The following is a 5676-nucleotide window of genomic DNA, read 5'->3' on the forward strand; positions in this document are numbered from 1 at the left end:
GTCATTGTCGCCCATCGCGGCGGCATCCGCCGGACCCGGGTGCGAGGATGTCGGCATGTGTGGACGGTTCTCCCTCTCCTCGGACCCGGCGCTGCTCGCGGTGGAGCTGGACGCGGTCGACGAGGCGACGTCCCCGCCTCCCGGCCTGTTCCCCGCCATCGCGCCCCGGGCCCCGCGGTTCAACATCGCGCCCACCACCACGATCCCGGTTCTGGCTCTGGACGTCCCGCGGTCCGAGAGGCTCGTCGAGCCGGCCGGATCGGCGGCGACGGCGCGTCAGGGCGTGACCCCTGGCCCGGGCACGGCGGCGGGCCCGGCAACGCCCCGGCGGGTGCTCCGGGCGATGCGGTGGGGGCTCGTTCCCTCGTGGGCGGGGGACTCGCAGCGGCTGCCGAACCTGTTCAACGCCCGGGTGGAGACCGCGTACTCCAAGCCGTCGTTCCGGTCCGCGGTCGCCCGCCGGCACTGCGTGATCCCCATGGACGGCTGGTACGAGTGGGTCGCGGGCGAGCCCGCGACCCCCGGCGGAAAGGCGGGGCCCAAGCAGCCGTACTTCATGAGCCTGCCGGGGGACCGCGGCCTGCTCATGGCCGGGTTGTGGGAGGCCCGACGGGACCCGGTGGACGAGACGGTCACCCAACTGTCGTGCACGATCCTCACCACGGAGGCGCTCGGGTCGCTGCGCCGGGTGCACGACCGGATGCCGCTGGTGGTCCGCCCCGAGGTGCTCGGGGACTGGCTCGATCCCGCTGTCATGCGTGACCCGCGTGCCCTGGTGGACGGCGCGGGCGGTGACCTGGGCGAGTGGGCCGAGTCGGTGGAGATCAGGCCGGTGTCGCGGGCGGTGTCCACTGTTCGCAACGACGGTCCGGAGCTGGTGCGGCCGGTCGACTCCGCCGAGGGGATGCTCTTCTAGGCGGTCGTGACCGGGCGGCCGTGTCCGGGCGGCCGTGTCCGGGCGGCCGTGACCGGGCGGTCAGCCGGCCGTGATCGGGGCGGTCACCGCCCGGGTGATCGCCACCAGATCCACGGGGGCGAGCTCGATCTCCCACCCGCGTCTGCCGGCGCTGCACAGGATCGTGGGATGGGCCAGGGCCGAGGCGTCCACCACAGTCGCCAGGGGGCGTCGCTGGCCGACGGGCGACACGCCCCCGACGACGTACCCGGTGCTCTTCTCCGCCACGTCGATCGGCGCCAGGGTGGCTTTGCCGCACCCCAGGGCGGCGGCCGCGGCCTTGAGGTCCAGCGAGGAGGTCACGGGCAGGACCGCCACCGCGAGCGGGACCCGTGACCCCTCGGGAGGTCTGCCGGTGGCCAGGACCAGTGTCTTGAACACCCTGTTCGCGGCCACCCCCAGTCGGTCGCCCATCACGCGGGCCGCCTCGTCGCCGTAGGCCGCGTCACCGGTCACCTCGTAGGTGTGCACGGTGTGGTCGATGTCGGCGTCGCGCAGCGCGACGATCGCCGGGGTCGCCGCGGCGCCGCCTCGTCCCTTCCTGCTGCCCACGGGACGGGAGCCTAGCGGGTGACGGGGTCCGGAATACCGCGACGGCCCACCGCGTTGATTCCCAGCAGGTACCCGGGGTAGGTCCCGGGTCGGAAGGGAGGGTGCGATGCGGACCGCGGTCCTCGACGCCCCGGGCGTGCGGTTAGACTCCGGGACACCGACAGGTGAGGAGTTCCGGTTGCCGACCGAGTTGCAGCCCGACGAGGCCGACCAGCGCGCAGAGAAGTTCGAGGAGCTGGCGATGCCTCTCCTCGACCAGCTCTACGGCGCGGCCTTGCGGATGACCCGGAATCCCGCCGATGCGGAGGACCTGGTGCAGGAGGCCTACGCCAAGGCCTTCGCGGGATTCCACTCGTTCAAGCCGGGGACCAACTTCCGCGCGTGGATGCATCGCATCCTCACCAACGCGTACATCAACCACTACCGCAAGCGTCAGCGCCAGCCCGCGCAGTACCCGACCGATGAGATCACGGACTGGCAGTTGGCCGCCGCGGCCGAGCACACCTCGACGGGCCTCCGCTCGGCGGAGGTCGAGGCGATGGAACTGCTGCCGGACGACGAGATCCGGGCGGCCCTCGCCGAGCTGCCGGAGGAGTTCCGGATGGCGGTGTACTACGCCGACGTCCAGGACCTGCCGTACAAGGAGATCGCGGAGATCATGGACACCCCGCTGGGGACCGTGATGTCGCGTCTACACCGCGGTCGCAAGCAGCTGCGCGAGCTGCTGCGCGACGTGGCCACCGAGCGGGGTTTCGGCCGCGACCGCGAGGAGGGGGCGAAGTGATGAGGGAGCACGACCCACGACTCGACGAGATCGACTGTCGGTCGGCGAAGCGCGACCTGTCCCTGCTGGTGGACCTCGAGTGCGACGACGCCTGCCGCTCTCGACTCGAACATCATCTCGCGGGGTGTCCGGACTGCCGGGAGTTGTTCCTCTCGGAGCGCCGCCTCAAGGCGAAGCTCTCCAGTTCGTGCTGCGAGAAGGCTCCGACCGGGCTGCGGGAACGCCTGATGGTGGAGATCCGACGCACGACGGTGACCACGACGGATGCGGACGGCACCACCGTGGTTCACAGACACACGACCGTCGAGAGACGCGACTTCGGCTGATCCGCGGACGCGGTGACGGACGACGAGGGGGCGGGCACCGGTCAGGTGCCCGCCCCCTCGTCGTCCACGGCGTCCGGACTCAGCTGTTCGGACGCTTACCGTGGTTGGCGTTCTTCTTACGGCGATCCCGCCTCTTGCGGCCACGCTTGCTCATGGTCGCCTCCTTTCGTCGGTGTACAAGTCTTCCATGCGCGGGCCCGTGTGGTTGCATTGGAGGTGTCCGGGGGCCGTTGTCGAGGAAGCAGAGGAATAATCCATATGACTGAACAGGTCCGTGCCGAGATGGTCGCGAACGTCTTGGAGGTCGTCGCGGCGGTCGGCACCGAGGTCGCCGAGGGCGACACGATCGTTCTCCTGGAGTCGATGAAGATGGAGATCCCGGTGCTGTGTGAGGGCTCGGGAACCGTGACGGAGGTCGCGGTGAAGCCCGGCGACGTCATCCAGGCGGGCGATCTCATCGCCGTCATCGACTGACCGATCTGCCGCCACAACGGCGGGAGGCCGGTTCCCACCCTGATCGGGTCGGGAACCGGCCTCTCGTACGCTGGCCGTCCTGGGGTCGGACGACGGCCGCGTCAGACGGTCGGGGTCAGACCGTGGTCCGGGTGCGGGCGCGGCGACGCTTGAGGGCGCGACGCTCGTCCTCGCTCATGCCGCCCCACACGCCGGCGTCCTGGCCGGACTCGAGGGCCCAGGTCAGGCACTCGGCGGTGACGGGGCAGCGGTTGCAGACGATCTTCGCCTCGGCGATCTGCGCGAGGGCGGGGCCGGAATTGCCGACGGGGAAGAACAGCTCGGGATCCTCGTCGCGGCAGATGGCCTTGTGGCGCCAGTCCATGGGAACTCCTTCGTCGTGAGACCGAGGTCGGGTGCGCCGGGCAGCACGAAAACGCGCCGTTCAGGCGTGGACCTGTACGATCGACGTGAGAACGTGCGTATTCGGTGACACCCGACGGGGTGGTGGGGGTTGTACCCGCTCCGCGGGCTCGCTCCTGCTGGAGTGGCTCCCGGTTAAGGCAAGGCAAACACGGTGTGTCTGTGCTGTTACAACTGATCGTCCCACGATTCCCTGACAAGTCAACCCTCTTGAACCTCGATGTGGTAAACGTCACGCGCTTTGTCAAATCGGCGCGAAAGCGCACACCAGAGGCTGTTATCGCCTAGGTGGAGCGCGCTCCACCAGGGGTGTGGGGCCCGGTGGATCCGGTGCCACATAGTCTTGAGAGGTGAACGTGAGACGACAGGACGAGCCCCGTGTTCCGGCAGACCCGCGGATCGCGATCCCCGGCCCGGTCCGCCTCGCCGGCTGGATCGCCTCTGCTCAGGGGCTCATCGGCGTGGGCATCGCGGTGGTCCTGTTGGTCCGTGCGATCGGCGGCCACCGCGAGGAGACCGTGGTCATCAGCGGGTACGGGACCGCCGTGTGGTTCGCGATCCTCGGGGGCGGGTTGTTGGCCGCCGGACTGGGGTTGTTGCGCGGTCGGAGGTGGGGCCGCGGTCTGGTGGTGATCGCCGAGCTGCTGCTGCTCTTCGTCGCGTGGTACGTGGGGGTGGGGTCGCACCAGTACCTGGCCGGGATCGCCCTGGCGGTGGTGTGTGCCTCCGCCCTGGTGGCGTTGTTCCGGCGCGACGCCGTCGAGTGGTACGCCGCCTGACCGACTGGTACGCCGCCCGACCGGCCGTCCGCGGCCCGGTCAGGCCAGCAGCTTGTAGGCGTGGATCGAGCCGCCGCGGCGTTCATAGAGGATGTCGCCGATCTGCGCCAGCCCGGTGACGCCGTCGCCCTCCGCGGAGGTGGCACCCAGCCGGAGCGTCTCGACGCCCGAGTCGTGATCCAGGAGACCGAAACCGCCGGCGACGGGGAGCAGTACCCAATCCCGCGCGGTGGTGACGTCGGGGTCGGGTGACCACCCGCCGGTCAGGCCCGGGCCGGTCGCCCCGCCGGCCGTCCAGGTGTGCTGGCCGGTATCGGTCCGGAAGGCGTGGGTGGCGCCGCCGTCGAACCACCGTGCCTGGGTGTCGTCGCCGGAGAGTGTGGTGGCGCCCGGTTTGGCCGCGGGCTCGGAGTCCAGTCGCAGGACGGGGGAGTACTGGCGCGGGGAGGTGAACCATTCGACGGCCCAGGCACCGTCACGGTCGGTCAGTGCGAGGACGCCCTCGTCGGTGACGTCGATGATCCACAGGCCCCGGGCGCCGGTGGTCTCCGAGGCGATCTCCTCGGGCTTGCGGCTGTCCTCGGGGACGGTCTCGGCGAGCGTGAGCCGTGTGGAGTCGTCGCCGGGGCAGCGTTCGGCGACGGCGAACCGGTCGTCGGTGAGGTCGGCCGTTCCGAGGGTGCAGCCGGTACGTGGTTGCATGTCGGCTTCCTGGGGCGCCTCGACGGCGCCGTACTCGACGGTGCGGACGAGGTCGTCGCGCCAGATCTCGAGCCGCTCCGGGCTGGAGGCCAGCGCGTGCCGCCAGGTCGAGGTCAGTTCCATCGCGTCGGGGAAGGCGCTCTGCCGGGTGCTCGTGTACTGCTGCGTCGTCGGATCGAGGGCGGTGACGTCACTGCACCCGGCGGCCCCGTCGAACGCCGCGGCGAGGATGTCGGCATAGAACGTGGCCGCGCAGGGACGTCCGGCGTGCGAGTAGGTCCACCGCGGCTCGCCCGAGCCCGCGTCGCGGCCCACGAGGGTCCCGTCGTCGTCGATGGTGACGAGGTTGCCCTTCGTGGTCAGTGGGGCGCCCGCGCCCCCCGACGCGTGGGACCACAGGGGCTGGAGGGAGGTGGGGCGCTCGACCGCGGGGCCGTAGACGGGCTGCTCGTCGTCGGCGGCGCCGAAGTCCGATCGGTTCGCGCTCCCCGACAGCAGGACGGCGGCGGCCACCACCGCCATGACGACGACGATGACGGCCGCGGTCGCCAGATCGCGGCGTGTCCCCCGTTCGGAGGGCACACCGGGGAACCGTCGGCCCGGGCCGCCGGTGGCGTGTCTGTCTGCGCGCACGTGCCGTGTGTGGGGAGGTGGTGGCCCGGTCAGTCCTGACCGGCCTGGTCGGGCGACGACGACGAGGGG

Annotated in this window: 9 protein-coding genes; 5 read left to right on the forward strand and 4 right to left on the reverse strand. The window is 71.0% G+C overall.

Features of this window, described 5'->3' with window-relative positions; all coding sequences use genetic code 11:
* Positions 1-916, forward strand: a 916-nt coding sequence (locus G6023_RS14930) for an SOS response-associated peptidase (RefSeq protein WP_241727889.1), incomplete at its 5' end; no start/stop codon positions are given.
* Between the two features lie 60 nt (positions 917-976).
* Here the strand turns inward: G6023_RS14930 and G6023_RS14935 are convergent.
* Positions 977-1507, reverse strand: a complete 531-nt coding sequence (locus tag G6023_RS14935) for an aminoacyl-tRNA deacylase (protein ID WP_096905878.1) — start codon at positions 1505-1507, stop codon at positions 977-979.
* A gap of 106 nt (positions 1508-1613) precedes the next feature.
* Here G6023_RS14935 and G6023_RS14940 point away from each other — a divergent pair, with 106 nt between their 5' ends.
* Together G6023_RS14940 and G6023_RS14945 are read left to right on the forward strand one after the other, a co-directional pair.
* On the forward strand, positions 1614-2291 hold the full coding sequence (locus G6023_RS14940) for a sigma-70 family RNA polymerase sigma factor (protein WP_067712319.1): 678 nt from the start codon (positions 1614-1616) through the stop codon (positions 2289-2291).
* Entirely contained in the window at positions 2291-2617 is a 327-nt protein-coding gene (locus G6023_RS14945) for a zf-HC2 domain-containing protein (protein WP_067712322.1), read from the forward strand. Before G6023_RS14940 ends, G6023_RS14945 begins: the two co-directional genes overlap by 1 nt.
* Positions 2618-2696: 79 nt before the next feature.
* Here the strand turns inward: G6023_RS14945 and G6023_RS16400 are convergent, their stop codons facing one another.
* Positions 2697-2771 carry a 50S ribosomal protein bL37 gene (locus G6023_RS16400; protein ID WP_370452405.1) on the reverse strand — a complete coding sequence of 25 codons (75 nt, stop codon included), beginning with the start codon at positions 2769-2771 and terminating at the stop codon, positions 2697-2699.
* A gap of 104 nt (positions 2772-2875) precedes the next feature.
* Between G6023_RS16400 and G6023_RS14950 the strand changes: the two genes are divergently transcribed.
* Complete coding sequence (locus G6023_RS14950; protein WP_067712324.1) at positions 2876-3091, forward strand: biotin/lipoyl-binding carrier protein; 216 nt, start codon at positions 2876-2878, stop codon at positions 3089-3091.
* Positions 3092-3206: 115 nt separating this feature from the next.
* Here the strand turns inward: G6023_RS14950 and G6023_RS14955 are convergent, their stop codons facing one another.
* Positions 3207-3455, reverse strand: coding sequence for a WhiB family transcriptional regulator (locus G6023_RS14955; protein WP_067712327.1), 249 nt, complete (start codon positions 3453-3455; stop codon positions 3207-3209).
* A 388-nt stretch (positions 3456-3843) separates the two neighbouring features.
* On the opposite strand from G6023_RS14955, the gene G6023_RS14960 reads away from it, so the two are divergent.
* The gene (locus tag G6023_RS14960) at positions 3844-4272 is read left to right on the forward strand and encodes a hypothetical protein (protein WP_096905877.1); all 429 of its coding nucleotides are present in this window, start codon (positions 3844-3846) and stop codon (positions 4270-4272) included.
* 39 nt (positions 4273-4311) lie between these two features.
* Here G6023_RS14960 and G6023_RS14965 read toward each other — a convergent pair whose 3' ends face one another.
* On the reverse strand, positions 4312-5607 hold the full coding sequence (locus G6023_RS14965; protein ID WP_069389198.1) for an Rv3212 family protein: 1296 nt from the start codon (positions 5605-5607) through the stop codon (positions 4312-4314).
* Positions 5608-5676 lie beyond the last annotated feature (69 nt).

It is taken from the genome of Dietzia sp. DQ11-71, from assembly GCF_014144995.1.
GTDB lineage: Bacteria > Actinomycetota > Actinomycetes > Mycobacteriales > Mycobacteriaceae > Dietzia > Dietzia kunjamensis.

Excerpts from the sequence above, each read along its gene's own strand:
- G6023_RS14955 (WP_067712327.1), bottom strand. The coding sequence starts at position 3,455 with ATGGACTGGCGCCACAAGGCCATCTGCCGCGACGAGGATCCCGAGCTG.
- G6023_RS14950 (WP_067712324.1), top strand. The coding sequence starts at position 2,876 with ATGACTGAACAGGTCCGTGCCGAGATGGTCGCGAACGTCTTGGAGGTC.
- G6023_RS14940 (WP_067712319.1), top strand. The coding sequence starts at position 1,614 with ATGCGGACCGCGGTCCTCGACGCCCCGGGCGTGCGGTTAGACTCCGGG.
- G6023_RS14945 (WP_067712322.1), top strand. The coding sequence starts at position 2,291 with ATGAGGGAGCACGACCCACGACTCGACGAGATCGACTGTCGGTCGGCG.